We start from the raw sequence: 26,482 nt of genomic DNA, 5'->3' as shown, positions 1-26,482 counted from the left end.
GAGGACCGTGTCCGCAACTGCTCCAGCCCGCGCCCACCTGCACACCGCCGGGACCCGTTTCGGCGGCGCCGCCGTGCGGCTGGCGATCCCCGCCCTGGTCGTCGGTGCCGGAGCCGGGGTGGCCGCCGTCGTCTTCCGCTGGCTCATCCAGCACGCGACCCTCGTGTTCAGCGGGCACACGGACTACTCCGCGACCACCGGCCACCCGGCGAACCCGTGGGTGCCCTGGCTCGGGAGCGGGTTCGTCGTCCTGGCGCCCGTCGTCGGCGGACTCCTCTACGGCCCGCTCATCCACCGCTTCGCGCGTGAGGCGCGCGGCCACGGCGTCCCCGAGGTGATGTTCGCGGTCGACCGGAACGGCGGACGGATCCGGGGCAGTGTCGCGGTCGTGAAGGCGCTCGCCAGTGCGATCTGCATCGGCGCCGGTGGCTCCGTCGGCAGGGAGGGGCCGATCATCCAGATCGGCTCCGCGCTCGGCTCCACGATCGGTCGCTGGGCGCGGATGCCCGAGGTCCGGCTGAAGACCCTCGTCGCGTGCGGTGCTGCCGGAGGCATCTCGGCGACCTTCAACGCCCCGGTCGCCGGTGTCTTCTTCGCCCTCGAACTGCTCCTCCGCGACTTCACCCCGACGTCGTTCGGTGCCGTCGCGATCGCGAGCGTGACGGCCGCGCTCGTCGGGCGTGCGGTCTTCGGCGACACCGCGTTCCTGCACCTGCCGGCCATCGGGGGCATCACCCCGCCGGAGTACCTGCTCTTCGCGCTCCTCGGGCTGCTCGCGGGTGCGGTCGGGATCGGCTTCACGCGGGTGCTCTACCTCGTCGAGGATGCCTGCGACCTGCTCTGGAGGGCGACGCGCGGTCCGGAGTGGGCTCGGCCGGTCGTCGGCGGGGTGCTCCTCGGGCTGCTGCTGCTCGCCCTGCCGCAGATGTACGGCGTCGGGTACCCCGTGCTCGAACGCGGGGTGGCCGGTCAGTACGCCCTGGGTTTCCTCGCCGTGCTCGTGGTCGGCAAGGTCCTCGCGACGTCGCTGACGCTCGGCATCGGTGGCTCGGGCGGTGTCTTCGCCCCGTCGTTGTTCATCGGCGCGATGACCGGCGCCGCGTTCGGCGAGGTCGCCGCCGCGGTCGACCCGGCCCTGCGCGGGCAGGTCGCGGCCTTCGCGGTCGTCGGGATGGGGGCGGTGTTCGCGGGGTCGACCCGTGCTCCGATCACCGCCGGGATCATGCTGTTCGAGCTCACCGGCGACTACGCCCTCGTCCTGCCGGTCGTCGTCGCGGTCGTCGTCGCGACGGCCGTGTCGAAGGTGCTGTCCCGCGACACGGTCTACACGCTCAAGCTCAGTCGGCGCGGCGTGGACCTCACCGACTCCGCGGTCCCCGCCCGTCGACTCCCGGGCGGGACGGCAGGGGCGGCGGCGCGGGACCTCGGGACGGTGGTCCCGGTGACGGCCACCGCCGCGCAGGCGCTCGACGCCCTCGCGTCGTCCGGGGGAACTGCCGTGGTCGTCGTGGACGCCGAGGGGCGCTTCGCCGGCGTCGTGTCGGCACGGTCTGCCGGTGAGGCCGTCCTGACGGACGTGGACGTCGCGGACCGACCGGTGCTCGACGTCGCGTCCGAGGTGCGGGCGGTCCCGGCAGCGTCCGGTCTGGCGTCCGTCGTGCAGGACGTCGTGGACGCGGCGGACACCGGTGGGCTGCCGGTGGTCGACCGGGACGGCCGACCGGTCGGGTGGCTGGGACAGACGGAGGTGCTGCGGGCACTGGTCCCCGCCACGTGACGGACGGGAGGCACGGTGCCAGCTGGCACCGTGCCTCCCGTCCGTCACGTGGTCGCGACGCGCTACGGGCGCAGGAGCACCTTGCCGACGCGGCCGGCGGTGTCGCTGGCACGCGCCGCGTCGCGGGCGTCCTCGAACACGAAGGTCTCGGAGACGGGGAGCGTCAGCGAGCCGTCGAGCACGCGGGTGATCAGCTCGCCGAAGAGCTGGCCCTTGGTCTCGGCCGGCATGGTCCTGCTGACGACCGCGCCCCAGAAGCCCTTGACCGTGAGCTGGCCGAAGATGACCTTGCCCGACGGGATCTCGAGCGTCGGCGACGCCATCGCGCCGAAGACGACCAGGGTGCCGTTCTCGCCCAGCACCGAGGCGATGTCCCCGGCGGCCTTCCCGCCGACGGACTCGACGCCCGCGACGATCGGGGCGCCGCCGGTGAGCTCGCGGACCCGGTCCTGCCAGCCCTCGGCGTCGGTGGCGACGATGCGGTCGATGCCCTGCTCGCGCAGTTCCTCGACGCCCTCGGCGCGACGGACGAGGCCGATCACGTTGATGCCGCGCGCCTTGCCGAGCTGCGCGACCATGCGGCCGACGGCACCGTTCGCGGCGTTCTGGATGATCCAGTCGCCCTCGTGCAGGTCGAGTGAGTGCAGCAGGCTGATCGCGCTGAACGGCATCGACACGAGCTGCGCGGCGGACTCGTCCGGCATGGCGTCCGGCACGGGGACGAGGCCGGCGGCGTCGGCGACGTAGTACTCGGCCCAGACGCCGAAGGTGCCACCGGCGACGCGCTGGCCGACCTGCAGACGGTCGACGCCCTCGCCCAGGGCCTCGACGACGCCGAGCGCCTCGGTGCCGCTCGCTGCGGGGAGCTCGGGCTTGAAGCCGTAGGTGCCGCGGATCGTCCACAGGTCGTGGTTGTGGATCGGGGAGAGGACGGTCCGGACGAGCACCTGGCCGGGGCCGGGCTGCAGGACGGGCCGCTCGGCGACGGTCAGGACGTCGGCAGGCTCACCGAAGGTCTCGTGGACGACGGCGCGCATGGTGGTGGGGGTGGTGTCGGTCATGGGTCAGTCCTCCGAGACGACGATGGTGACGTCGATGTTGCCGCGGGTGGCGTTCGAGTACGGGCAGACCTGATGTGCAGCGTCCGCGAGGGCCTGGGCGACGTCGTGCTCGACGTCCGGGATGACGACCTCGAGCATGACGGCGAGCTGGTACCCGCCCTGGCCGTTCGGGCCGATCGAGACGCGGCCGCCGACGGTCGAGTCGGTGATCTTCACCTTCTGCGCGCGGGCGACGCCCTGCAGCGCGGAGTGGAAGCACGCGGCGTAGCCGGCCGCGAAGAGCTGCTCGGGGTTCGCGCCGTTGCCGGAGCCACCCATCTCCTTCGGGATGGCGAGGTCGTGCTCGACGCGACCGTCGCTGGTGGCGACGTGGCCGTTGCGGCCCTCGCCCGTGGCGAGGGCCTCGGCGGTGTAGAGGACGTCCATGGGGGTCCTTCCTTCCTTCGTGGGGTCAGTCGTCCGACGCTGTGGGGGTGTCGGGGGTCGTGGTGCCGGCGGCGTGCATCGTCGCGGTCAGGCGCTGGAGCGTCGCGATGAGCTCGAGTGCGGCCTGCTCGTCGGACAGGCCCATCCCGGCCGCGATCCGGGCGGGGACGTGCGCGAGCTCGGGGCGGATCGAGCTGCCGCGCTCGCCGAGGGTCACGGTGACGACGCGCTCGTCGGTGCTGCGGCGCTCGCGGCGGACGAGGTCGGCCTGCTCCATGCGGCGCAGGAGCGGCGACAGGGTCCCGGAGTCGAGCTGCAGGTGGTCGCCGAGCGTCGAGACGGTCTGGTCGCCCTCGATCCACAGGGTCACGAGGACGAGGTACTGGGGGTAGGTCAGTCCCCAGGGCTCGAGCAGTGCGCGGTACGCCTGGGTCGTGGCCCGGGACGCCGCGTACAGCGAGAAGCACACCATCTCGTCGGTCACCGGCATGCTGTAAGTGTGGCACGCAACTCGGTTGTGCACAACCAGGTTGTTCGCAGTCGATCCCCGGACGGCGACCTGTCCGGCCGGTTAGGCTGACCTGAGCCCACGATGACCCACCACGACACCGACAGCACCGCGACCCCGAGCGCAGGGAGCCCCCTCCGCACCGGCACCGCGTCGTCCCACGGCAAGACGATCCTGATCGGCGAGCACGCCGTGGTGTACGGCGTACCCGCACTCGTGCTCCCCGTGCTCGACGTCCGCGTCACCGCGACCGTGACCCCGGTGACCCCTGAGGACGGCAGCCGACTCGAGTCCACCGTGCACACGGGGCCACTCGACACCGCCCCCGCCGCGGTCCTGCCGACCGTGACGGCCGTCACCGCGACGCTCCGCCACCTCGGCGCGGAGGAACAGCACGTGCACGTGCGGGTCGACAGCGCTGTACCGACCGCCCGCGGCATGGGATCGAGCGCCGCGGTCGCCGCCGCCGTCACCGCGGCCGTGGCCGACGTCTTCGGCCGGACCCTCGACCCCGAGGAGCACCACGAGCTCGTGCAGGAGTGCGAGCGCGTCGCCCACGGTCGTCCGTCCGGCCTCGACGCCCGAGGGGTCGTCGCCGAGGTCCCCGTGTGGTTCGAGGGCGGCGTGGTCGAGCCCGTCCCGCTCGGCGCGGCGTTCACCTTCGTCGTCGCGGACACCGGCGTCCCCGGGCACACGCGCGCGGCCGTCGCGGCCGTCCGGGAACGCCACGACGCCGACCCCGCCTCGGTCGACACGGTCGTCGCAGCGATCGGCGCCCTCGCGCGACGCGCACGGGGGACGCTCGAGGATGGCGATGCCCAGGCCCTCGGTGCCACGATGGACGCCGCGCACGAACTGCTCACCGAACTCGACGTGTCGAGCGCGGACCTCGACCGGCTCGTCGACGCCGCACGCCGTGCGGACGCCCTCGGCGCGAAGCTCACCGGCGGTGGGCGCGGCGGATGCGTCCTCGCGCTCGTCGCGGACGGGGAGCACGCCGACCGCGTGTCCGCCGCACTCCGTGCCGCGGGCGCGACGGAGACCTGGACCACCACGATCGGAGCCCGCGCTTGATGACCGCCACCGCCGTCGCGCACCCCAACATCGCGCTCGTGAAGTACTGGGGCAAGGCCGACGCGCAGCTCGCCCTCCCCGCGACCGGCAGCGTGTCGATGGGCCTCGACGTGTTCCCGACCACGACGACCGTCACGCTCGACGGGTCGGCGGAGACCGACTCGCTGGTGCTCAACGGCGGAGCAGCGCCCGAGGGTGCCCTGCTCCGCGTGCAGCAGTTCCTCGACCTCGTGCGCGACCTCGCCGGTTCCGCCGACCGTGCCGCCGTCGTCTCGGAGAACACCGTGCCGACCGGCGCGGGGCTCGCATCGAGCGCGTCCGGCTTCGCCGCGCTCGCGACCGCGGCCGCGGCGGCCTACGGACTCGACCTGTCCGAGCGCGACCTGTCCCGGCTCGCCCGTCGCGGGTCCGGGTCGGCCACCCGGTCGATCCCCGGCGGCGTCGCGGTGTGGCACGCGGGTGACGACCAGGGCTCCTACGCCGAGCGCGTCCCCGCCCCGCCGATGGCCATGGTCGTGGTGACGATCTCGGCCGGCGAGAAGGCGATCGGCTCCCGCGAGGCGATGCGCCGCACGATCGCGACCTCGCCGTTCTACCCGGCCTGGGTGACCTCGACGACCGAGACCGTCGACGAGATGCTCGACGCCTGCGCCGCGGGGGACTTCACGCGCATCGGCGAGCTCACCGAGAGCAACGCGCTCCGCATGCACGCCACGATCGAGGGCGCCTTCCCGCCCATCCGGTACCTCAACGCCCGCAGCGTCGCCGTGTTCGACGCCGTCGCGGAGCTGCGTGCCGCGGGCACCGAGGCGTACGCCACGGCCGACGCCGGGCCGAACGTCGTCGTGCTCACGAAGCCCGAGGACCGGAGTGCCGTCGCGACCGCCCTCGCCGGCCTGGGAGACGTCATCGAGTCGGGCACCGGACCAGGCGCGCAGGTCGTCCGCTCCGAAGGAACGGGTGCACCCGGAGTGGGTGTCGTCCGACCGGAGGAGTCCGCCGAGTGATCGAGTTCCGCGCCCACGGCAAGCTGTTCGTCGCGGGTGAGTACGCCGTCGTCGAGCCCGGGCAGCCGTCCGTGCTCATCGCCCTCGACCGCGCCATCACCGCCCGGGTGAGCGAGGGCCACGGCTCCGGCAGCGTGCACTCCGAGGAGTACGGGCACCTGCCGCTGACCTGGACCCGTGACGAGGACGGTCTGGCGCTCGACCGGGAGCACCACCCCTACGACTACGTGATGGCGACGATCGACCTGGTCGAGAAGCTCCGCGCCGAGCGCGGGATCGCCCCACGGTTCCACGACCTGCGCATCGAGAGCCAGCTCGACGACGCCAGCGGGCGGAAGTTCGGGCTCGGGTCCTCGGCCGCGGTGACCGTCGCGACCGTCGGTGCGCTGGACCGCTTCTACGGCATCGGACTCTCGCAGCGCGACCGCTTCCGCGTCGCCCTGCTCGCCACCGTCCGGGTCAACCCGCGCGCGTCCGGCGGGGACCTCGCCGCGAGCACCTTCGGCGGGTGGCTCCGCTACAGCGCGCCGGACCGCGAGCGCCTCGTGGCGATGCTCGACAGCCACGCCGTGACCGCGATCCTCGACGACACCGAGGCCTGGACCGGCTTCGACGTGCAGCGGCTCCCGGCGCCGAAGGACCTGGAGCTGCTGGTCGGCTGGACGGGCTCGCCGGCGTCGACGACGAAGCTCGTCAGCGTGGTCCGGAAGCACCGCGACGGCGGGTACCAGGCGTTCCTCGACGACAGCCGCGCCTGCGTCGACGACCTGACCGCGGGCCTCCAGACCGGCGACGCCGCGACCACGCTCGACGCCCTGCGGCGCGCCCGCGTCCTCATGCAGCGCCTCGGTGCGTCGGTCGGCTCGCAGATCGAGACCGAGCGCCTCGCGACCCTGTGCGACGTGGTCGAGGCGGCCGGTGGAGCGGCGAAGCCGTCCGGCGCCGGCGGCGGCGACTGCGGCATCGCGCTCGTCCCGGCGGACACCGACCTCGCCGGCATCCACCGCGCCTGGGAGGCGCACGACATCAGACACCTCAGCGTCGCGGTGCAAGCGCCCGAAGGGAGCGTCGAATGACCGACCTGCTGACCCCGATCCCGACGAAGTGGGTCGGGCCGATCCGCGTGAGCGGCAACGCCGTCGAGGGCGAGCACGAGGTGCCCCTCGCCACGTACGAGTCGCCGCTGTGGCCGTCCGTCGGCCGCGGTGCCCGCATCTCGCGCATGGTCGAGGGCGGCATCGTCGCGACCGTCGTCGACGAGCGGATGACCCGCTCGGTCGTCGTGAAGGCCGACAGCGCCGCCGCCGCGCACATCGCCGCCGGGCGGATCCTGGCGCGCCAGGACGAGCTCGAGCAGATCGTCGCCGGGCAGAGCCGGTTCGCGAAGCTCATCGAGGTGCACCCCGAGATCGTCGGCGACCTGCTGTTCCTGCGCTTCGCGTTCACCACGGGCGACGCCTCCGGCCACAACATGGTCACGCAGGCGGCGGACAGGCTGCTGCCCGCGATCCTCGGCTGGGAGCCGGGCCTGCGGTACGTCAGCGTCTCCGGCAACTTCTGCACCGACAAGAAGGCCACCGCGGTGAACGGCATCCGCGGACGCGGCCGGAACACCATCGCCGAGATCGTGATCCCGGGCGAGATCGTCGAGAAGCGGCTGCGGTCGAGCGCCGAGCGCATCGCCGAGCTCAACGTCGCGAAGAACCTGGTCGGGTCGACGATCGCCGGGGCCCTGCGCTCCGCGAACGCGCACTACGCGAACATGCTCCTCGGCTTCTACCTGGCCACCGGGCAGGACGCCGCGAACATCGTCGAGGGCTCCCAGGGCATCACCTACGCCGAGGCCCGCGGCGACGACCTGTACTTCTCCACCGCGCTGCCGCACCTGATCGTCGGCACGGTCGGCAACGGGAAGGGCGGGGACCTGCCCGTCGTCGAGGACGCCCTGGTGCGCCTCGGCTGCCGCGAGGACCGAGAGCCCGGCGCGAACGCCCGCCGCCTGGCCGCCCTGTGCGCCGCGACGGTGCTCTGCGGTGAGCTGTCGCTGCTCGCCGCGCAGACCAACCCGGGGGAGCTGATGGCGGCGCACGTCGCCATGGAACGTCGCGGGTCGAAGCCCGCCGGAGGTGCCGCATGACCGTCCAGCAGCAGCCCGTACCGCAGCAGACCCTGCGTGTCGGCATCCACGACATCGCGATCGCGACCGGGCACCACGTGCTCGAGCTCGACGACCTGGCCGAGCGGCTCGGCGTCGACCCGGCGAAGTACCACGTCGGCATCGGCCAGGACGCCTTCAGCGTGCCCGCCCCCGACGAGGACATCGTCACGATGGGCGCGGCCGCCGCGAAGGAGCTCATCGACCGCCACGGCGTCGACGGCATCCGCACGGTGCTGTTCGCGACCGAGTCCGGCGTCGACCAGTCCAAGGCCGCCGGTGTCTTCGTGCACGGGCTGCTCGGCCTGCCGCAGAACGTCCGCGTGGTCGAGCTGAAGCAGGCCTGCTACGGGGGGACCGCCGCGGTGCAGCTCGCCCTCGGCATCATCGCGCGGGCACCTCACGAACGCGTCCTCGTCATCGCCGCCGACGTCGCCCGCTACGACGTCGACACCGCCGCCGAGCCCACCCAGGGCGCCGGCGCCGCCGCGATCCTGGTCTCCGCGGACCCCGACCTGATCGAGATCGAGCCCGCCGCCGGGGTCTTCACCGCTGACGTGGACGACTTCTGGCGCCCGAACGACCGCTCGACCGCGCTCGTCGACGGCCGACTGTCGGTGAGCGCCTACGTCGACGCCTTCGTCGGGGCGTGGGACGACCTGGCGTCGCAGGGCGGCCCGGCGTACGGGGACATCGCGCGCTTCGTGCACCACCAGCCCTTCACGAAGATGGCCCTCAAGGCGCACCGGAAGCTCACGCAGCACGTCGGGGAGCCCTTCGACGAGTCCGAGCTGGCGACCGGCTTCACCTACAACAAGCAGACCGGCAACACGTACACGGCGTCGCTCTGGATCGGGCTCGCAGCGCTGCTCGACCTCGACGACGACCTGGCCGGCGAGCGGATCGCCCTGTTCAGCTACGGCTCGGGCAGCGTCGGCGAGCTCATCACCGGCATCGTGCGCCCGGACTACCGGTCCCACCGCCGCGAGGGCCGCGTCCGCGACCTGCTCGAGGCGCGCGTGCCGCTGACCGTCGACGCGTACCGGGAGCTGCACGCCGCCGGCGCCGCCACGAGCGAGGACGTCGAGCGTCCCCGCGTCACGGCTGCGCCGTACCGCTTCGCGGGCGTGCGCGGTGGCGCGCGGCACTACGAGGCGACCGCTCAGGACTGACGCGACCCCACGACGGACGGGAGGCGCGGTGCCAGCTGGCACCGCGCCTCCCGTCCGTCGTTGCGCGCTCCTGCGCCCCGCGGTCCCTCACGCGTGCCCGTTCCTTCCCAGAGCGCTTGCGATGCGATGCGAGAACGGGCGTACCTGGTCGATCCGATCGACCAGGTACGCCCGGTTCCGCCAGGTACGCCCGGGCCCGCCAGGCGACGCGCGGCTCAGTACACGTCGCGCACGTAGCGCTTCGCGCGCCGCAGGTCCGCCAGGTACGCGTGCGCGTCGTCCTCGTCGCGGCCCCGCCCGGCCCGGATGACCTCGAGCAGCGCCTGCTCGACGTCCTTCGCCATCCGCGACGCGTCGCCGCAGACGTACACGTGCGCACCGTCCTCGAGCCACCGGTACAGCTCCGCGGCCTGCTCCCGCATCCGCGTCTGCACGTAGACCTTCTCGGCCTGGTCGCGCGAGAACGCCAGGTCCAGCCGGTCGAGCACGCCCCGCTCCTGCAGCTCCGTCAGCTCGTCCTCGTACACGAAGTCGGTGTCGCGGTGTTGGTCGCCGAAGAACAGCCAGTTGCGCCCGGTGGCCCCCGCGGCGGCACGCTCGTGCAGGAAGCCGCGGAACGGGGCGATCCCGGTGCCCGGGCCGATCATGACCATCGGGGCGTCGCCGTCGGCGGGCACCCCGAACGCGGCGTTCGGCTGCAGGTACACGCCGACCTCGCCGTCGGCCTGCACCCGGTCGGCCAGGTACGTCGAGGCGACGCCGGCGTGCGTCCGGTGCGCGTCGCCGTAGCGGACGGACGCGACGGTGAGGTGCACGCGGCCCGGGTGCGCGAGCGGACTCGACGAGATCGAGTACTGCCGTGCCTGCAGGCCGCGCAGGGTCGGGAGCAGTTCCTCCGTCGTCGGCGCGGCACTGCCGGCGTCACGGAGCAGGTCGAGGACGTCACGGCCCCAGAGCCACCGGTCGAGCTCGTGCTTGTCGCCGTGCGACACGACGGCCGCGAGCTCCGACGCCGGCGCCCGCTGCACCAGGTCGGCCACCAGGTCCTTCGACGGCGTCCGGATCTCCCGCTCGGTGCGGAGGACCTCGGCGAGCGGGCGCCCGTCGACGTCCGTCGACCCGTCGGCGCCGAGGTGCGCGAGCAGCTCGTCGACCAGCGCAGGGTCGTTGTGCGGCACGACGGCGAGCGCGTCGCCGGCGGCGTACTCGATGCCTGAGTCGCCGAGGTCGAACTCGAAGTGCCGGATCTCCTTCGCGCTGCGCGGTGCGGAGAGCAGCCGGTTGACGACGAGCGGCGCACGGTACGGGGTGCGCTTGGTCCACTGCGACCCCGGCCGGGAGGCACGACCCGCCCCCGCACCGCCGGCTGCGGCGGACGAGGGGGTCGCCCCGGCGGCGGGGCCGGACGCGCCCGGCTGGGCACCGGCCGCTGCGGCGAGCCGGTCGAGGACCGCGGCGCTCCAGAGCGCGGCGGGGTCCTCGAAGTCGACGTCGCAGTCCACCCGGTCGTGGATCCGCGTCGCGCCGAGCTGCTCGAACCGGGTGTCGAGGAGCTTGCCCGCCTGGCAGAAGTCGTCGTAGCTCGTGTCGCCGAGGCCGAGGACGGCGTACTGCAGTCCCTCGAGCCGGGGGACCGTGGATGCCTGGATCGCGTCCCAGAACAGGCCGGCGTTGTCGGGCATCTCGCCCTCGCCGTACGTCGAGGTGACGACGAGCACGTGCGACATGCCGGCGAGCTGCTCGGGCGTCACGGCGTCGAGCGGGGTCGCCCGGCCGCCGAGCCCGCGGGCCTTCGCACCGGCGACGAGCTCGTCGGCCAGGAACTCGGCGTTGCCCGTCTGGGTGCCGAAGAGCACGTCGACCGTCGTGGTCGGGGCACCGCCGGCGGCGCGCTTGCCCGCCGCTGCGATGCCGGCGATGAACCCGGCCAGCCAGGACTCCTGCGCCGCCGAGAACGGTGCGTCGACCGGGATCAGCTGCCCGGTGGGAGGGAGCGTGCTCATGCCGACACCACCTCGACGGGGGCCTGCGGTGCGCGGGCGGCGATGTCCTCGAGCGCCGCGGTCGCGAGCAGCTCGTCGAAGCGGGCCGCGCGGACCCGGCCGGCGTTCTTGGCGTTCTGGTGCATGATCCACCCCGTGGTGCCCGGCATGTCCGCGCTGCGGTTGTTCCGCTGCGCGAGGGCACGCTTCGAGTCGTCGAGTCGCTTGACGGCGATGAGGGTCGCGAGCTCGTCGTCGGCGAACCGGTCGAACGTGCTGCGGAGGTACTTCACCACGCGCTGCTTCACCTGGAAGTCCTCGGTCAGGACGAGGTTCCGCACGGCCTCGGTCACGCGGGGGTCGTTCGGCGCGGCCCCCGGCACCCGCTCCTGCGCCACGTCCTGGGCGACCCCGAGCACGGTGTACGACGACAGCAGCGAGAACGTGTCGTCGCCCTGGTCACCGAGCGCCGGGGCACGGCCGTCGAGCACCGTCCGGCGGTCGCGGTAGTCGACCTTGAACGACCGGACCCGGTCCGTCGCGACGGAGCCCGCGAGCTCGTCGAGCAGCTCGTTCCGGGTCGCGGCGCCGAGGATCTCGTCGGCGTCCTGGCTGAGCAGGAGCGCGCGCGGCATCCCGACGAACACGTGTTCGCGGGTGGTCGACCAGTCCGCCAGCAGCCGCTCGGCCAGGCGTGAACCGGTGGCTTCGAGGTGCCACTCGAGCAGGAGTTTCGCCGCGGCCTCGTGGAACGCGCCGCGCTCGGTCTCGGTCACGGGGAAGACGAGGAGCGAGTCGGTGCTCGCGCGCTCGGTCACCGTGCCCGACGGGTCGTACTGGTAGAGGAAGCCGCCGGACATGCCGTTGCCGAGCCCCTTGCCGAAGCCGCCGAGGTTGAGCACGGCGCCGCCGGTCATGTACTCGCACCCGAAGTCGCCGAAGCCCTCGACCACCGCGGTCGCGCCGGAGTTGCGGACGGCGAACCGGTCGCCGGCCTCGCCCTCGACGAACGTGCGGCCGCCGGTCGCGCCGAACAGGGCGAAGTTGCCGACGAGGACGTTGCCGCCCCGCTCGGTGCTCCCGCCGCCCGGGGCGCGGACGATGATCCGCCCGCCGGACTGGCTCTTGCCGACGCCGTCGTTCGCGGTGCCGGTGTGGTCGAGCGTGGTGCCGTCGTTCGTGAAGACACCGTAGGACTGCCCGGCCGAGCCGCTCGTGCGGATCGTCAGTGCACCGTCGACGAGCCGTCGGCGGCCGCGGTCGTCCGTCGAGATCGCCGGGTGCGCGGACAGGTCGATGCCCCGCAGCTCGTGGTCGAGGATGCGCTCGATGTCGATGCCGAGCTGCCCGCCGACCGACTTGTCGGCGTTGCCGAGGATGATGCCCTCCACGACCAGCGCGTGGTCGTGCCCGTCGATGAGCGCCGCGCGCACCTGCTCGATGAGGGCGTCGTCGGTGCGGAAGTCCTTCTCGAGGTACTCCGGGTCGGTGACGACCTTCTCGGGGACCCGCGCGAGCAGGTTCCGGACGTCGAGCCGACCGACGGACGCCGGGTGGTCGAGGAGCTGCAGCAGGTCGGTGCGGCCGCGGGCCTCGTGGAGCGAGTGGAGGCCGAGGCGCGCGAGGATCTGCCGGACGTCGTGCGCGATGTTGAGCAGGTACTGCGCGAGCGCACGGGGGTCGCCCTCGAAGGCCTCGGCGTTCGTCGTCAGACCGGCCGGGCACTTCACGTTGCAGTTCTTCGCCATGACGCAGCCGAGCATCATCAGCGCGGTCGTGCCGAACTCGAACGAGTCCCCGCCGAGCAGCGCGCTCGTGACGACGTCCGAACCGGTCTGGTGCGCGCCGGAGCAGCGGAGCGTGACCTTCTGGCGCAGGCCGTTCGCGACGAGGGCCTGGTGCACCTCGGCCACGCCGATCTCCGCGGAGCGGCCGGCGTACTTCAGGCTCGTGACCGCGGCGGCGCCGGTCCCGCCGGTGTTGCCCGCGACGTTGATGACGTCCGCGCCGGCCTTGGCGACACCGACCGCGATGGTGCCGATGCCCTCGGAGGACACGAGCTTGACGACGACCCGGACCCGCGCGGCCTTGCAGTCGTGGATGAGCTGCGCGAGGTCCTCGATCGAGTACGTGTCGTGGTGCGGCGGCGGCGAGATGAGTTCGACGCCGGGCGTGCCACCACGGGCCGCGGCGATGTCCACCGTGACCTTCGGCGCGGGGAGCTGGCCGCCCTCGCCGGGCTTCGCGCCCTGGCCGATCTTGATCTCGAGCTCCTCGAGCATCGGGTCGGCCAGGTAGCCCGCCCAGATGCCGAACCGACCCGAGGCGAACTGCTTGATGCGCGAGCCGCGGATCGTGCCGTAGCGGGAGTGGTGCTCGCCGCCCTCACCGGAGTTCGACATGCCGCCGACCATGTTCGTACCGTGCGCGACGGCCTCGTGCGCGGTCGCGACCAGGGCGCCGTGGCTCATCGCTCCCGATGCCAGGGTCCGGGTGATCTCGTGCGCGGGCTGGACCTCGGTCACGTCGACGCTCGCCGGTGCCTGCTGGAGCAGACCGAGCAGGTCTGCGGCCGCACCGGTGGCGCGCAGCGTCACGTGGTCGTCGGCGACCTCGTCGACGTCGACCGTGCCGGGGTGCAGCAGGGCGAGCCCGTCCGCGAGGGCACGGTGACGCTGTGCACCCGTGGGTCCCGTCGACGTGAGCTGCAGGGTGAAGCGCGTCGTGCCTCCCGGCAGACCGTCCTGGGACGACGGACGCGAGCCGGACAGCCCGCGCACCGTGATGCTGGCGTTGCCGGTGGTCGCGAAGCGGCCGAGCTCGCGGGCGAAGTCCTCCGCCTCGTCGATGCCGGTGACGTCGGCGGGCAGCGCGAGCACGTCGCGCAGTGCCGCCGGGCGGCGGGAGCGCTCGTCGTGCGTGGTCTGCAGGAACGTGACGTACCCGGGGGTGATCCGGTGCGCGTCGATCTCGGCGTCGCTGAGCCGGTCGTAGCCGGTGTTCCGGTACGCGGCGTCGGAGATGCCGAAGGAGTCGTCGAGCTGCCGGAGCGTGAGCAGCCGCAGCGCGTCGGCGTCGCCGGAGCGCTCGAAGGCCGGGCGCTCCTCGGTCATGCCGCCGAAGCCGCGGACGCTCGCGACGCCGAACGAGTGCCCCGCACCGTCCGAGCGCTCCTTGAAGAGTCCGAGCAGCGGCACCTGGCCCTCGGACGCGACGGTCCGGGCGCGCTCGTGCCAGTCGGTGGCGGCCTGCGCGATGCGGGCGAAGCCGACCCCACCGACCGGGGCAGCCATGTGCGGGAAGACCCGGGCGAACAGGTCGTCGCCGGTGTCGAGGTAGTTCGGCTCGAAGAACTCGCCGCCGATGTAGCTCTCGGCCGTGCACAGGCCGACGCGGCCCATCGTCTTCGCGAGGGCCTTCTCGGCGGCCTTGCGGAAGCGCTTCAGGGCCAGGTCGGTGGCGGTGTACTCGCCGGCCGGGGCGGCCTCGGCGGGGTACTGCTCCTCCGCACGGAGCCGTGCGGACAGGCTGTACACGGCCGACGCCCCGAAGCCCAGGGCGGTCGCGACGTGGTGCGACGACGGCAGCTGCCCGGACTCGGCGACGATGGACACCCGCAGCCGCAGTCCGGTCTCGATGAGCCGCTGGTTCACTGCGGCGACGGCGAGGATCACGGGGAGCGGGGCGTGCGTCGAGGACACGCTGCGGTCGGTGAGGACCGCGATGCCGCCGGAGCGCTCGGCGAAGGCCACGACGGCCTCGGCGAGGTGCTCGGTCGCGGCGCGGACGGCGTCCGCGTTCGCCCGCTCGTCACCGAGGACCGGCACGTAGAGCATGTCGAAGCGCTCGAGCGGCACGATCGTCTGGTCGCGCAGGCGCACCATGTCGAGGTGCCCGAGGACGGGGGAGTCCACCACGATCTGCCGGCTGGGCGCGCCGGTGCCGCTGCCGGTCCCGCTGCCCGTGCCGTCGGGCTTGGTGCCGAGGGCGACGCGCATCGACATGCCGTCGGCTTCACGGATCGAGTCGAGCGGTGGGTTCGTCACCTGCGCGAAGCGCTGCGAGAAGTACTTCGCCATACCGCCCTCGGTGTCGCTGAGCGCGTTGATGGCGGTGCCGTAGCCCATCGCCGAGATGCGCTCCGAGCCGTTCGCGAGCATCGGGTCGAGCATGAACCGGAAGCTCTCCTGGTTCAGCGAGTACGCCACGTACCGGCCCGCGAGCGACAGGTCGCCGTCGTAGCCGAGCGTGCTGGTGGTCCGGTCGTACGCCGGCGCGGGCAGGTCGTCGAGGTGCACCCGGGCAGCGTCGAGGAGCGTGCCGTAGTCGCGCCGGGCGGCGAGCATCCGGAGGACCTCGTCGGTGCGCATCACCGATCCGGTGCGGTGGTCGACGACGAGCATGCCGCCGGCCTCGATCCGACCGCGGTGCACGACCTCGTCGGCCGGGAAGGCCACCTGACCGGCCTCGGACGCCACCATCAGGTACTCGTCCGTCCGCACCGTGCGCAGGGGACGGAGCCCGAGGCGGTCGAGCCGCGCGCCGACGACGTCGCCGTCGCTGAAGATCACCGCGGCGGGCCCGTCGTTCTTCTCCTCGTACAGCGAGAAGTACTCGAGCATGTCCCGGACGTCGGGCGTCAGGGTGCGGTCGTTCTCCCACGCCGGCGGCATCAGCGTGACGACGGCCTCGACGATCTCGAGCCCGTCGTCGAACACGCGGCTCTGCAGGGTCTGGTCGAGGCGGCTCGAGTCGGACTGCCCGGGCGGCCGGACGATGCTGCGCGTGCGGGCGGCGGCCAGGGCCTCGTCCGACAGGCGGTTCTTCCGGTCGGTGTTCAGCTCGCCGTTGTGCGCCATGAGCCGGAACGGCTGCGCCATGGTCGGGTGCGGCTCGGTGTTCGTCGAGAACCGGGTGTGGAAGTAGAGCGTCCGCACCGAGTGCCGCGGGTCCGTCAGGTCGCGGAAGTACGAGATGACCTCGCCCGAGTTCAGACGGCCCTTGAGGATCTGCGTCCGGGCGCTGAGCGACAGCGGGTACAGGGCGGCGTGCGGGGCGTGCGCCTCGGCGGCCTGCGTGTAGGAGACGCGCTCGACGGCGAGCAGCGCACGGTTCGCGGCGGCGTCGACCTCCGGGCGCTCCCACGACTCCGGGGAACGGAACACCCACTGCACGATCGGCAGCTGGTACTGCTCGGCCTCGGGGCGGGCCACCGAGTGGTCGACGGGGACGTCGCGGACGAGCAGGAGCTCGAAGCCCTCGTGCTCGATCGCACCGGTCACGGTCTGCACGGCGGCGGCACGCTCGGCCGGGTCGGACGGCACGAAGCAGTTCGCGACGCCGAAGTGCCCGGCGCGCAGGGCTTCGCCGGTGATCGCGCTGAAGAACTCCACCGACAGGTCGATGCTCACGCCGGCGCCGTCGCCGACGCCCTCGGCGGACTTGCCACCGCGGTGCGGGATCGAGCAGAGCGCTTCGTCGCCCTTGCGGATGACGTCGTGGCTCGGGGTGCCGTCGAGGCGGGTGATGAAGCCGACGCCGCAGTCGCTCGACTCGCGGGCAGGGTCGTACAGACCGAAGGGGGAGGGGTTCACGTGCGGGTCCAGTGGGGCTCAGCCGGCAGCGGACGGCCAGGGCTGCATCGGTGGAGCGCTCGCCGCGGGCGGACCGGTGGTGGCGGTCGCGGCCCTGTGTGGGGGTGGTACGGTGAGCCGATGCTACGGGTTGGTATACCGCGGGTGCAACAGACCGGCCGGACGGGAGGCGCGGGGCGGGCTCGCCACGCGCCTCCCGTCCGTCCTGGTGCCGGTCCCGACGCTGGTGCCGGTTCCGACGCTGGTGCCGGTTCCGCACAACGCAACGTGGGCGGCTGCTCGCAGCGGTACTCCGTTGCGAGCAGTCGCCCACGTTGCGTTTCGCGGGGGTGATCGGGCGCGGGGCGGTCAGCCGGCGCGTTCCTCGAGGACCGGACGCTCGTCGGCGGGTGCCGGCGCGGACGGGGCTGCGGGGGATGCCGTGGGGTGGACGAGGACCGGACGGCGCCGGGTGCGGAACACCCAGGCCTTGAAGAGGACGAAGCGCACCAGGGTCGCGACGAGGTTCGCACCGGTGAGCACGAGGACCTCGGCGCCGTGCGATGCCCCGGGCGTGGTGGCGTGCAGCAGGACGAGCGACCCGGCGGTGATCGCCCACGCGATGCCGAACACGACGAGCCCCTGCACGTGGTGGACCCCGGCTCCGGCACGGCCGCGCACCCCGAAGGTGAAGCGTCGGTTCAGTGCGGTGTTCCCGATCGCGGTGACGAGGAGCGCGAGGAAGTCCGCCGTCTGCGCCCCGATCGCCGGGCGGAACAGGGCGTAGAGCACCGCGAAGGCGACGGTGGACAGCACGCCGATGGTGCCGAACCGCAGGAGCTGCCCGACGATCCCCACGTGCGGCGTCGTGAAGGGCTGCCGTCCGATCGCGTCGTACACCGGGGCGATCGGGATGCGCCCGGTCGCCAGACCGCGGGAGACGCGCCACATGCCCTTGAGGTCCTCCGCCGCGGTCGAGGCGATGTGCACCGACGAGTCGACGTCGTCCACCCAGTCGACGGGCACCTCGTGGATGCGCAGTCCCGCGTGCTCGGCCAGCACCAGGAGCTCGGTGTCGAAGAACCACGCGTCGTCCTCGCACAGGGGCAGCAGGTGGTCCGCCGCCTGGCGGGTGATCGCCTTGAACCCGCACTGGGCGTCCGAGAACGAGACGCCCATCGTGCTGCGGAGGAGCAGGTTGTACGAGCGGGAGATGAACTCGCGCTTGCCGCCCCGGACGACCCGCGAGGACCCGGCGAGCCGCGTGCCGATCGCCACGTCCGAGTGCCCGGACAACAGCGGTGCGACGAGGGGCTCGAGTGCCGCGAGGTCGGTCGACAGGTCCTCGTCCACGTAGACGAGCACCGCCGCGGGGGACGCTGCCCAGACCGCCTTGAGCGCCCGCCCGCGGCCCTTGAGCGGCAGGTGGACGGCGTGCACCTCCGGCAGCATGGCGGCGAGGTCGTCGGCGATCCGAGCGGTGTCGTCGGTCGAGGCGTTGTCGGCGATCGTGATGCGCCAGGTGTGCTGCAACGACGTCCGGCAGAAGTGGTGCAGTCGCCGGACGTGGGCGGCGAGCGTGCCCTGCTCGTTGTAGCAGGGGACGACGATGTCGATGTCGAGCGCGGTACTGCTGTCGAGCGGGGTGCTGCTGTCGTGGGGGGTGGCTGCTTCCGTCATGCCGCCCAGGCTCGGCAGCGTGCCGATGCGGACCGCAGCAGCACCCTGTGGTGCCCGTAAGAAGCGGTGGGACGGCTCAGCGAAGCGGTGGGGCGGCTCAGCCGGTGGCGCCGAGGACGATCTGCACGACGGCGACGACGGCAAGCGCCGCGATGGGCACGCCCGCGATCCAGAGCCCGGCGCGCGTCTGCGTCCGCCGGATCGTCGGCGTCGCGTGCGAGGTCTGCGCGAACCGGGTCGCCGCGACGAGCTCGGGGGCGGCGGCTGGGGGCTCGGGTTCGGGTTGGGGGCGGTCGTCCTCGAACGCCGGGACCTCGACGACCAGGTCCTCGGTGCGGGCCCGCTCGGGCAGCCGGGCGAACCGCTGGCCCGTCGTTCGAGGACCGCCGCTCCGCACGTCGTCGTGTCGCTGGTCCATCACGGTCCCCTTCCGCCGGTGCCCGCAGCGTACTCGTCGGGGTGCACGGAAGCGCCTTCATCTCGGCAGCGTGCGACGACCGTGCGGTGGACGCGTGCCGATCCCGGTCCGCCGACCGCGGGGATCGTGCACCGGGATCGTCAGGTGTCGGATCGATCCGCGGTCTCCGGCAGGTCCACCGTGAACGCGGTGCGCCCGGGCTCCGACGCGACCCGGACCGTCCCGCCGTGTGCTGCCACGACCGCGTGGACGATCGCGAGCCCGAGTCCGCTCGTCCCCTGCTCACGTGAGCGGGACGACGAGCCCCGGGTGAAGCGGTCGAACAGGACCGGCAGGACCTCGGCCTCGATCGGCGGCCCGTCGTTCGCGACGACGAGCCGCGCGAGCCCGCCGGTGTCGGCCTCGCCGGGCCCGGGGTGCTGGACCCGTTGCAACGACACCACGACGGTCGTGCCCGACGGTGTGTGCGTCCGCGCGTTCGCGAGCAGGTTCGTGACGGCACGCCGCAGTTGCCCCGCGTCGCCGGACACCGTCAGGGGACTGTCGTCGGCGAGCTGCATCGTCCACCGGTGGTCGGGCGCGGTGGTCCGGGCGTTCATCACGGCCTCGACCACGGTGGCGGTGAGGTCCACGGCGTCGTGCACCGGAGCCGGTCCGGCGGCCAGGGCGACCGCATCGAGCCGGGCGAGCAGCAGGAGCTCCTCGACCAGGTCGCCCATCCGCACGGCCTCGCGACCGATCCGCTCGGCGTTCCGGTGCAGCGCCGCGACGTCGTCGGCACCGGCGGACAGCTCGGCGTAGGCGCGGACGGTCGCGATCGGTGTGCGCAGCTCGTGCGAGGCGTCGGCGACGAAGGTCCGCATGCCCCGCTCGGCGTCGCGCCGGACGGTCAGCGCCCGGCCGACGTGCCCGAGCAGCCGGTTGAGCGCGGTGCCGACCTGTCCGACCTCGCGGCTGACGACGAGGTCCGTCGACGGCACCCGGACGGCGATGTCGGCGTCCCCGCGCTCGAGGTCGAGCGCGGTGACGCTCGACGCCACCGACGCGACGCGCTCGAGCGGACGCAGCGACCGTCGGACCGCCAGGGTCAGCGCCCAGGCGGCGACGAGGAGCGCGAGCAGCGTCGTGCTCCCGATGACGACCACCAGCCGGACGACCGACGCACGCAGGTCGCCGAGGGGCAGCGCCGTCACGAACACGTCGCCGCCGCGGGTCACCGCCTGTGCGCGGTAGGCGCCGAGCGACCCGAGCTGCACCGTCGTGGGCTCCGCACCGGGTGCGACGTCCGCGAGCACGGACTGCTCTGCCCGGCTGAGGCGGTGCTGCTCGCCCTGGCTGTCGGTGTACCCGGCGAGCACGGCGTCGCCGTCGCGCAGGATCGCCACGACGGTGTCGGCGGCCTGGCCGGGTGCCCCGATGAACCGGTTCTCCGGGTCCTGCTGTGCGCCGGACGAGTCCGGGGGCGGTCCGGACGGCGGCTGCCCGCCCGGGGTCCGTCCGGCCGCGGTCGCCAGCTCCGCGTCGAGCCGTCCGACCAGGTACTCGCGGTACGCGATCACGGTCACCGCCCCGACGACGACGTTCGTCGCGACGAGCAGCAACGCCACGGCCCCGACGATCCGCCACCGCAGCGACGGGGCGCGCTCCGGTCGGGGCCCACGTCGCCGGTTCCGGACCGACGCGCCAGTGGCGGGCCGGCCGTGCCGGTGGGGAGAGGCGCGACCCGCCCGGTCCGGCCGGCTCACGTCGTCGGCCGCAGCACGTAGCCGGCTCCCCGGACCGTCTGCAGCATCGGCTCGCGTCCGGCGTCGAGCTTCCGCCGCAGGTACGACACGTACATGTCGACCAGGTTCGACGAGGTGCCGAAGTCCATGCCCCACACGCTCGCCAGGATCTGCTCGCGGGACAGCACCCGGTTCGCGTTCCGGGCGAGGTGGCGGAGGAGCTCGTACTCCGTCGGCGTCAGGTCGATCGGCTCGCCGTCGCGCAGGACAGAGCGGTCCTCCTCGTCGAGTCGCAGGTCCCCGACGACGATCGCGGAGGACCCGGGTGCTGCCACGACCTGCGGTGCGGTCCGCGCCAGGATCCGGGCGCGGACGAGCAGCTCGTCGATGCCGAAGGGCTTCGTCAGGTAGTCGTCTCCGCCGCCGGTGAGCCCGGCGAGCCGGTCCTCGGGGGCGTCCCGCGCCGTGAGGAACAGCACGCGCACCGGATCGCGGGCGTCGCGGAGCCGCTCGAGGACCTCGAAGCCGTCGATGTCCGGCAGCATCACGTCGAGCACGACCACGTCGGGGAGGAACTCCCGCGCCGCGAAGAGGACGTCCCGTCCGCGGTGCACCGCGCGCACGGCCCAGCCGTCGCCCTCGAACGCGAGGGCGACGGCGTCGGCGAGCGCGTGCTCGTCGTCGACGACGAGGACACGGACGGGCGTGCCGTCGGTGCGCTGCAGGGGACGCTCCGTCATGGCACGGAGCCTAGCCACCGCCGTGTCCTCGTCGTGCGTCACTGCGACGCGCTCAGGTCGTAGACCGTCTGGCCGCCGACGGTGGTCGCCTCGTAGTTCGCGGCGACCCACTCCTGGATGGCGCTCGCGGTCGACGATCCGCCGCCCGGGCCGCCACCCGTCCCGCCGCCGGAACCCGACGACACGTAGTACCCGATGTCACCGGCCGCGACCCAGGCCTGGAACTCGGCGAGCGTCGGCGCCGGGTCGCTTGACCAGCCGCCGATGGCCATCACAGCCGTGTCGGTGTCGAGCTCGAGCTGCGCGGCGGACTGGGAGCCGTTCACCGCGGCCGACCACTTCGCGTCCGAGGCGGCGAGCAGCTTCGTCAGCGCGGACGAGGTCGTCGTGCCGCCGGGGCCTGTCGTACCGCCGCCGGTCCGGGTGCCGTCGCCCGAGGTCGCGTCGCCTGAGGTCGCGTCACCCGAGGTCGCGCCCCCGGAGGTCGCCTCGCCGGAGCCGTCGGGAATCGTCGGCTGCTCGCCGGTCGTGCCCTCCGGCGCCGCGCTCGTCGGCGGCTGACCGCCGCCCGGGAACCCGCCGTCCTGGGAACCGTCGGCCGATCCGCCGGGGCCTCCCGTGCCTCCCGGCTGCCCGCCGCCACCGCCGGGGAAGCCTGCTGCGCCGCCGGAGCCGCTGCCCGCCGGACCGACGCTCGGGATGGACCCGGAGTGCGCGACGGTCGTCGTGGCGAGCGCGTAGGCGGTCGTGCCGGTCAGGCCGAACAGGGTGCCGGCGAGGACGCCGACGGTGACGGCCTTGCGGAGGCCGGGGACGCTGCCGACGACGATCGCCGCAGCGGACAGGAGGCCGCCGACCAGGACCACCCAGCGGAGCCACGGCAGCCACGTCGGGTTCTCGTTCAGCAGGCACCAGCTCCAGTACGCGGTGCCGCCCACCATCGCAGCGAGGCCGAGGCGACCGGTGATGCGCTCGCGGGCGTGCCACAGCAGGGCGCCGCCGGTGCCGACCAGGCCGGCGATCGCCGGGGCGAGGGCGACCGTGTAGTACGGGTGGATCGTGCCGGACATGAACGAGAACACGAGTCCGGTGACGATCAGCCAACCGCCCCAGAGCACCAGGCCGGCGCGTGCCGGGTCGGCGAGGTGCCGACGGCCGACGACCATCAGGCCGAGCACGAGGGCGATGAGCGCGGCGGGCAGGAGCCAGGAGATCTCGAGGCCCATCTCGGAGGAGAACAGCCGGTCCAGGCCCGTGGCGCCACCGAAGGAGCCGCCCGCAGTGCCGCCCATGCCGCCACCGCCGCCACCGCCTCCGCCGTTGCCCGAGCCGCCGAAGATCCGGCCGAGCCCGTTGTAGCCGAACACGAGGTCGAGGACCGTGTTGTCGGTCGACCCGCCGATGTAGGGGCGGGACTCCGCGGGCCAGAGCGCCACGGCGACGACCCACCACCCGGCGGAGACGACCAGGGACACTGCGGCGATGCCGAGGCCGATCGCGCGCCGACCCCAGGTCGTGCGCGCGGCGAACAGGTACACGAGGCCGAACGCCGGCAGGACGAGCAGCCCCTGCAGCATCTTCGTCAGGAACGCGAAGCCGAGGGCGACGCCGGCGAGGGCGATCCACCGCCAGCTGCCCTTCGGGAGCGCCCGGACGGTGCCGTACGCACCCGCGGTCATGAGCAGGACGAGGAGCGCGTCCGGGTTGTCGAAGCGGAACATCAGCGCGGCGGCCGGCGTCGCGGCGACGACGAACCCGGCGAGCAGCGCGCCGACGTTCGCGGTCGTCGTGCCGAGGCGGGCGAGCGTGCGCCGGACCGTCCCCCACACCAGGGCGACGGAGCCGACGGCCATCAGTGCCTGGGGGAGCAGCAGGCTGAACGACGAGAAGCCGAACACCCGCGCCGAGAGCACCATCACCCACAGCGAGGCCGGGGGCTTGTCGACGGTGATGAAGTTCGACGAGTCGAGGGAGCCGAAGAAGAACGCTTCCCACGACTTCGTGCCGGCCTGCACGGCGGCGGCGTAGAAGCTGTTGGCGTACCCGGAGATGCTGAGGTCCCACAGGTACACGACGGCGGTGACGACGAGGAGCGCCCAGAAGGTCGGGCGGAGCCAGCGGGCGTCCTCGCGCTCGCCGAGGAACAGACGGGCGACGGCCGGGCGGCGCGTCGGCGCTCCCGGCTGCGCTCGGTCGTGACGGTCGGTCACGGGGATCGGGTACGTGGTCATGGCAGCGAGCATCGCCGTGCCGGTTGGTCCGATCCGATGTCCGGCCTTGGCGCTTCCTAAGACCGCAGCGCCGCCGGTCGGATCAGGCGTAGCGGCGGGCGGCGCGCAGCGCGTGGTCGGCGTACGACCCGCCGAACAGGAACACGTGCAGCAGCAGGGGCGCGAGCTGGTGCAGCTCGACGCGCTCCTGCCACCCGTCGGCGAGGCGGGACTCGGCGTCGTACGCGGCGAGCACGGTCTCGAGCCGCGGGAGGCCGAACAGTGCCAGGAGCGCCAGGTCCGTCTCCGCGTGCCCGCCGTGCGGTGTGGCATCGATGAGCACCGCCCCGGTCGGCTCCGCGGCGTCCGTCGGCCAGAGCACGTTCCCGGCCCAGAGGTCGCCGTGGATCCGCGCGGGCGCGTCGCCGACGAGCCGGGGCTGCGGGGAGCCGAGCGTGCCGTCTTCGAGCCGGTCGGCCACGCGGTCGAACACCGCGGCCTCGGCAGCGTCGAACCCGCCCCGGTCGACGATGCGGCGGACGAAGTCGCGGATGCGGTACTCGGCGAAGAACACGCCCCAGCTCGCCGGAGCGTCGGTCGCGGTGGTGAACGGTGTGCGCGAACGGCCCATCCGGAGCCCTCCGCTCGTCGGGAACCCGGGGGAGGGCGCGCCCCAGTGCGACGCACCGGCAGCGTGGGTGTGCGCGAGCGACCGGCCGAAGCGCTCGGCCTGCGCCCGCGTCGGGGAGCCGTCGGCGATCCGCTCCAGGTGCAGGACGGTCGGCTGCGGGTGGTCGAGCACGCGGGCGATCCGGGTGCCGCCGGTGTCCTCGGCCTCGGCGAGCCAGGCCAGGCCGGCTGCCTCGGCGGTGGCCTCGTCGGGGTCGCGGAAGGTCTTCACGTGGATGTCGGGCACGCGTTCCATCCTGCCGAGGGCACGGTGCAGGCGTTCAGACTCCGCGGCGGGTCGGCCGGGGGCCGGAGGAGCAGCCGGCGGGACGCGTCACACCGCAGCGACGAGGGCATGCGCGAGCGGGTGCCACGGCCGCGAGGCCGGGCCGCTGAGCACCAGCGTCCGCACGTACCGCGGTTCCACGGGCAGCATCACCAGGTCGTCGGGCAGCATCACGCGACCGAGCGTCGGCACGATCGACACCCCCTCGCCGCGCTGGATCATGCCGAACATCGTGCTCATCTCCCGCACGCGGTGCGCCCAGCGGAACGGCTGCCCGGCGAGCTCGTGCATCCGCTGGATCTGGTGCTCGCACCCGCCGCCGCCGGCGACGAGGCCGTCCTCGTGCAGGTCGTCGAGCGTCAGCGCCGCACTCGACGCGAGCGGGTGGTCCCGCCGCACGACGGCACCCATCTCGTCGCGCGCGACGACCACGCCGCCGTCGGGCACCGGCACCGGGTCGACGAGCACGGCCGCGTCGACGGTGCCGCCCTCGAGCCACTCGGGCATCTCGTCGTCGTCGCCCTCGTAGACCTGCACGTCGACGTCGGGCAGCGTCACCGCCCACAGCTCGCGGAGCCGCGGCAGCAGGCCCTGGCAGACGGTCGGCACGGCGGCGAGGCGCACGGTGCCGCGGGCCGTGGCGGGCCGCACCACGGCCTCCAGGGCGTCGACCGAGGCGAGCACGCTGCGGGCGTGGGCCAGCATGCGGTCGCCGAGCGGGGTCACGACCGCTGCGCCGCCCCGGCGGACGACGGGGCCGCCGACCTCGCGCTCGAGCCCGGCGACGGCGTGCGACACGGCGGACTGGCCGACGCCAAGTGCGGAGGCGCCGCCGGTGAAGGAGCCGGCGTCCACGGTCGCGACGAACGCGCGGAGCTGCTGGATCGAGAGGCTCATGCGTTCCCTTCATGCCGTCATGCGGTGCAGTCGTTCGACACATGCCCGCGTGGTGGTCGATGCTAGCGCTCGTGAACGCCCTCCTCTACGTCCTGGTCGCCCTCACCTGGGGCTCGAGCTTCTTCTTCGCGAAGATCGGCCTCGAGGGACTCGCACCGCAGCAGGTCGCCACCGTGCGCACCGTGCTCGGCGCGGTGACGCTCGTCATCGTGCTGCTCGTCACCCGTCGCCGGTGGCCGCGGGAGCCGCGCGTGTGGGGGCACCTGCTCGTCGTCGCGGTCTTCCTGAACGCGGTGCCGTCGTCGCTCATGGCGTGGGCGGAGCAGACCGTGCCGTCGGGGCTGGCGAGCATCTACAACGCGACGACGCCGATCATGACGCTGCTGGCACTCGCCGTGCTCGTGCCGTCCGAGCGGCTGAGTCGCCGACAGCTCGGCGGGATCGCCCTCGGGATCGTCGGGGTGCTCGTGCTCGTCGGACCCTGGGACCTGGTCGGCGACCCCGCCGTGCTCGCCACCGTGCCCGGGCAGCTCGCGCTGCTCGGCATGACCGCCTCGTACGGCATCGGCCTGGCGTGGCTCCGCCGCTTCGGCGTCGGGAGCGGGCAGGACCCGACCACCGTCGCGACCGTGCAGCTGAGCCTGGCCGCGCTGCTCATGCTGCTCGTCGCGCCCGTCATCGCCACGGGTCCGGTGCAGTTGGACTGGAGGATCGTGGCCGCGATGGTCGCGCTCGGTGCGGTGGGCACGGGGCTGGCCTACGCGTGGAACACACGGTTGGTGGGGGCGTGGGGCGCCGGCCGGGCCTCCACGGTGACCTACCTGACGCCGGTCGTCGGGGTCGCACTCGGGGTCCTCGTGCTGGGGGAGCCGCTGCGGTGGAACGAGCCTGTGGGCGGGGTGGTGGTGCTGCTCGGGATCGCGTTGGCGTCGGGGCTGCTGCGCGGGCGGCGGCGGGTCGTGTCGTCCGCTCGTATCGTCGGCTAGCGCCGGCCGATCGAGGGCTGGAAGCGCAGCAGGTAGCCGTCCGGGTCCTGCACGAGGAGCTGGTGGACCCGCCTGCTCGTCGCCGACGTCGTACCAGGTCGTCTCGGGCTCCGTGGAGAGCGGGAGCCCGGCCGCGG

The 26,482-nt window shown here is 73.4% G+C and carries 19 protein-coding genes; 7 read left to right on the top strand and 12 right to left on the bottom strand.

Annotation, left to right across the window (positions count from 1 at the left end; all coding sequences use genetic code 11):
- Positions 1-7 precede the first annotated feature (7 nt).
- The gene (locus tag C1N91_RS13390) at positions 8-1,777 is read left to right on the top strand and encodes a chloride channel protein (protein ID WP_217496434.1); all 1,770 of its coding nucleotides are present in this window, start codon (positions 8-10) and stop codon (positions 1,775-1,777) included.
- Between the two features lie 62 nt (positions 1,778-1,839).
- Here C1N91_RS13390 and C1N91_RS13385 read toward each other — a convergent pair whose 3' ends face one another.
- The 3 genes from C1N91_RS13385 to C1N91_RS13375 are packed head-to-tail and all read right to left on the bottom strand — an operon-like array spanning position 1,840 to position 3,754.
- Complete coding sequence (locus C1N91_RS13385; RefSeq protein ID WP_175416106.1) at positions 1,840-2,814, bottom strand: zinc-binding dehydrogenase; 975 nt, start codon at positions 2,812-2,814, stop codon at positions 1,840-1,842.
- A gap of 27 nt (positions 2,815-2,841) precedes the next feature.
- Complete coding sequence (locus tag C1N91_RS13380; protein WP_058729284.1) at positions 2,842-3,264, bottom strand: organic hydroperoxide resistance protein; 423 nt, start codon at positions 3,262-3,264, stop codon at positions 2,842-2,844.
- A gap of 25 nt (positions 3,265-3,289) precedes the next feature.
- The gene (locus C1N91_RS13375; protein WP_175416028.1) at positions 3,290-3,754 is read right to left on the bottom strand and encodes a MarR family winged helix-turn-helix transcriptional regulator; all 465 of its coding nucleotides are present in this window, start codon (positions 3,752-3,754) and stop codon (positions 3,290-3,292) included.
- 102 nt (positions 3,755-3,856) lie between these two features.
- Here C1N91_RS13375 and mvk point away from each other — a divergent pair, with 102 nt between their 5' ends.
- From mvk to C1N91_RS13350, 5 genes are read left to right on the top strand one after another with little or no spacing between them, the layout of a single operon-like run.
- Positions 3,857-4,846: a mevalonate kinase gene (mvk, locus tag C1N91_RS13370; RefSeq protein ID WP_137768122.1), complete on the top strand. Its 990-nt coding sequence runs from the start codon at positions 3,857-3,859 to the stop codon at positions 4,844-4,846.
- Complete coding sequence (gene mvaD / locus C1N91_RS13365) at positions 4,846-5,853, top strand: diphosphomevalonate decarboxylase (protein WP_254678260.1); 1,008 nt, start codon at positions 4,846-4,848, stop codon at positions 5,851-5,853. The genes mvk and mvaD overlap by 1 nt, the downstream gene beginning before the upstream one ends.
- Positions 5,850-6,929, top strand: a complete 1,080-nt coding sequence (locus C1N91_RS13360) for a phosphomevalonate kinase (RefSeq protein WP_137768120.1) — start codon at positions 5,850-5,852, stop codon at positions 6,927-6,929. Before mvaD ends, C1N91_RS13360 begins: the two co-directional genes overlap by 4 nt.
- The gene (locus C1N91_RS13355; RefSeq protein ID WP_137768119.1) at positions 6,926-7,990 is read left to right on the top strand and encodes a hydroxymethylglutaryl-CoA reductase; all 1,065 of its coding nucleotides are present in this window, start codon (positions 6,926-6,928) and stop codon (positions 7,988-7,990) included. The genes C1N91_RS13360 and C1N91_RS13355 overlap by 4 nt, the downstream gene beginning before the upstream one ends.
- Positions 7,987-9,180 (top strand): hydroxymethylglutaryl-CoA synthase, encoded by a 1,194-nt coding sequence (locus tag C1N91_RS13350; RefSeq protein ID WP_137768118.1) that lies wholly within the window; start codon positions 7,987-7,989, stop codon positions 9,178-9,180. The genes C1N91_RS13355 and C1N91_RS13350 overlap by 4 nt, the downstream gene beginning before the upstream one ends.
- A gap of 215 nt (positions 9,181-9,395) precedes the next feature.
- On the opposite strand, the gene C1N91_RS13345 is transcribed toward C1N91_RS13350, so the two are convergent.
- The 9 genes from C1N91_RS13345 to C1N91_RS13305 all read right to left on the bottom strand — a co-directional run bounded on the left by C1N91_RS13345 (position 9,396) and on the right by C1N91_RS13305 (position 25,359).
- Complete coding sequence (locus tag C1N91_RS13345; RefSeq protein ID WP_137768117.1) at positions 9,396-11,183, bottom strand: sulfite reductase subunit alpha; 1,788 nt, start codon at positions 11,181-11,183, stop codon at positions 9,396-9,398.
- A complete protein-coding gene (locus tag C1N91_RS13340) occupies positions 11,180-16,756 on the bottom strand; it encodes a glutamate synthase-related protein (protein ID WP_137768116.1) in 5,577 nt (1,858 codons plus the stop codon). The genes C1N91_RS13345 and C1N91_RS13340 overlap by 4 nt, the downstream gene beginning before the upstream one ends.
- A 348-nt stretch (positions 16,757-17,104) precedes the next feature.
- Positions 17,105-18,415 (bottom strand): glycosyltransferase, encoded by a 1,311-nt coding sequence (locus C1N91_RS13335; protein WP_137768115.1) that lies wholly within the window; start codon positions 18,413-18,415, stop codon positions 17,105-17,107.
- Positions 18,416-18,512: 97 nt separating this feature from the next.
- Positions 18,513-18,833 carry a hypothetical protein gene (locus C1N91_RS13330; protein WP_137768114.1) on the bottom strand — a complete coding sequence of 107 codons (321 nt, stop codon included), beginning with the start codon at positions 18,831-18,833 and terminating at the stop codon, positions 18,513-18,515.
- Positions 18,834-18,973: 140 nt separating this feature from the next.
- Positions 18,974-20,440, bottom strand: coding sequence for a sensor histidine kinase (locus tag C1N91_RS13325; protein WP_175416027.1), 1,467 nt, complete (start codon positions 20,438-20,440; stop codon positions 18,974-18,976).
- 134 nt (positions 20,441-20,574) lie between these two features.
- The gene (locus C1N91_RS13320; protein WP_137768112.1) at positions 20,575-21,297 is read right to left on the bottom strand and encodes a response regulator transcription factor; all 723 of its coding nucleotides are present in this window, start codon (positions 21,295-21,297) and stop codon (positions 20,575-20,577) included.
- Positions 21,298-21,335: 38 nt separating this feature from the next.
- Positions 21,336-23,528: an ArnT family glycosyltransferase gene (locus tag C1N91_RS13315; RefSeq protein WP_254678259.1), complete on the bottom strand. Its 2,193-nt coding sequence runs from the start codon at positions 23,526-23,528 to the stop codon at positions 21,336-21,338.
- Between the two features lie 82 nt (positions 23,529-23,610).
- Positions 23,611-24,423 (bottom strand): fructosamine kinase family protein, encoded by an 813-nt coding sequence (locus C1N91_RS13310; RefSeq protein ID WP_254678258.1) that lies wholly within the window; start codon positions 24,421-24,423, stop codon positions 23,611-23,613.
- A gap of 87 nt (positions 24,424-24,510) precedes the next feature.
- Complete coding sequence (locus tag C1N91_RS13305; protein ID WP_137768109.1) at positions 24,511-25,359, bottom strand: LysR family transcriptional regulator; 849 nt, start codon at positions 25,357-25,359, stop codon at positions 24,511-24,513.
- A gap of 71 nt (positions 25,360-25,430) precedes the next feature.
- Here C1N91_RS13305 and C1N91_RS13300 point away from each other — a divergent pair, with 71 nt between their 5' ends.
- Entirely contained in the window at positions 25,431-26,345 is a 915-nt protein-coding gene (locus tag C1N91_RS13300) for a DMT family transporter (RefSeq protein WP_137768108.1), read from the top strand.
- Positions 26,346-26,482: the final 137 nt, after the last annotated feature.

Origin of the sequence: Curtobacterium sp. SGAir0471 (assembly GCF_005490985.1) — a bacterium.
GTDB lineage: Bacteria > Actinomycetota > Actinomycetes > Actinomycetales > Microbacteriaceae > Curtobacterium.
Note: the sequence above shows the minus strand (reverse complement) of the source record. Positions and strands in the feature narration are given on the sequence as shown.

What these genes read in the sequence shown, in the direction of transcription:
- C1N91_RS13385 (WP_175416106.1), bottom strand. Translation starts at nt 2,814, where the DNA reads ATGCGCGCCGTCGTCCACGAGACCTTCGGTGAGCCTGCCGACGTCCTG.
- C1N91_RS13380 (WP_058729284.1), bottom strand. Translation starts at nt 3,264, where the DNA reads ATGGACGTCCTCTACACCGCCGAGGCCCTCGCCACGGGCGAGGGCCGC.
- C1N91_RS13375 (WP_175416028.1), bottom strand. Translation starts at nt 3,754, where the DNA reads ATGCCGGTGACCGACGAGATGGTGTGCTTCTCGCTGTACGCGGCGTCC.
- mvk (WP_137768122.1), top strand. Translation starts at nt 3,857, where the DNA reads ATGACCCACCACGACACCGACAGCACCGCGACCCCGAGCGCAGGGAGC.
- mvaD (WP_254678260.1), top strand. Translation starts at nt 4,846, where the DNA reads ATGACCGCCACCGCCGTCGCGCACCCCAACATCGCGCTCGTGAAGTAC.
- C1N91_RS13355 (WP_137768119.1), top strand. Translation starts at nt 6,926, where the DNA reads ATGACCGACCTGCTGACCCCGATCCCGACGAAGTGGGTCGGGCCGATC.
- C1N91_RS13350 (WP_137768118.1), top strand. Translation starts at nt 7,987, where the DNA reads ATGACCGTCCAGCAGCAGCCCGTACCGCAGCAGACCCTGCGTGTCGGC.
- C1N91_RS13345 (WP_137768117.1), bottom strand. Translation starts at nt 11,183, where the DNA reads ATGAGCACGCTCCCTCCCACCGGGCAGCTGATCCCGGTCGACGCACCG.
- C1N91_RS13335 (WP_137768115.1), bottom strand. Translation starts at nt 18,415, where the DNA reads ATGACGGAAGCAGCCACCCCCCACGACAGCAGCACCCCGCTCGACAGC.
- C1N91_RS13330 (WP_137768114.1), bottom strand. Translation starts at nt 18,833, where the DNA reads ATGGACCAGCGACACGACGACGTGCGGAGCGGCGGTCCTCGAACGACG.
- C1N91_RS13320 (WP_137768112.1), bottom strand. Translation starts at nt 21,297, where the DNA reads ATGACGGAGCGTCCCCTGCAGCGCACCGACGGCACGCCCGTCCGTGTC.
- C1N91_RS13315 (WP_254678259.1), bottom strand. Translation starts at nt 23,528, where the DNA reads ATGACCACGTACCCGATCCCCGTGACCGACCGTCACGACCGAGCGCAG.
- C1N91_RS13305 (WP_137768109.1), bottom strand. Translation starts at nt 25,359, where the DNA reads ATGAGCCTCTCGATCCAGCAGCTCCGCGCGTTCGTCGCGACCGTGGAC.